1 protein-coding gene is annotated in these 535 nt (G+C 40.2%); it reads right to left on the bottom strand.

Annotation, left to right across the window (positions count from 1 at the left end; all coding sequences use genetic code 11):
• Positions 1–122: 122 nt before the first annotated feature.
• On the bottom strand, positions 123–535 hold a 413-nt coding region (locus ACFILW_RS11120; RefSeq protein WP_375685868.1), incomplete at its 5' end, for a DUF6990 domain-containing protein.

The following is a 535-nucleotide window of genomic DNA, read 5'->3' as shown; positions in this document are numbered from 1 at the left end:
AAATCTTGCACCAAAACCATGATCAGAGCCATACCACTGTTGAGTTTCTCAACTAGTGATCAAGGCTTTGGAGCGCGTCTTATTTTCTAAATTTCTGAAATCTTTTTGATATTTTTTAGGTGCTATTTCTTGTCTTTTTTTCCGATAAAATTGACTATTTTCTCTTTCCACGAGCGGGATTGCTCCTTGCTGATAACCTCTTGTTGATCATCAAAATCTTTTGCTACCCGTTCAATCAAAGCGTAACTCACTTGCTTCACCTTTGCTACTTCTTTGGCTAAAGCTAATGCACGTTCAAGGTGGGTTTTGTTGATGCTTTCGTCAAAGCCTAGGTGATCACCTGCCGTAAAGCTTTTCTGATAAGATTGTAAGGTCTCAACATCACCCAACAAAGCAAGAGCGCCAAGATGAAGTAAAGCATAATCCGTATTATCTGCTTTAGATGTTGCATCTTGTTGCCAAGGAGCAGTGCCATAATCAGAGCGAAGTCTTTTAGAAAGGTCAATGTCTGTTACCGCCCATTTTAGCGCGTCAT

The sequence above is a fragment of the Bartonella sp. TT110JLCBS genome (genome assembly GCF_042193405.1).
GTDB lineage: Bacteria > Pseudomonadota > Alphaproteobacteria > Rhizobiales > Rhizobiaceae > Bartonella.
The sequence above is the reverse complement of the archived record's forward strand: the minus strand, read 5'-3'. Positions and strand labels throughout refer to the sequence as shown.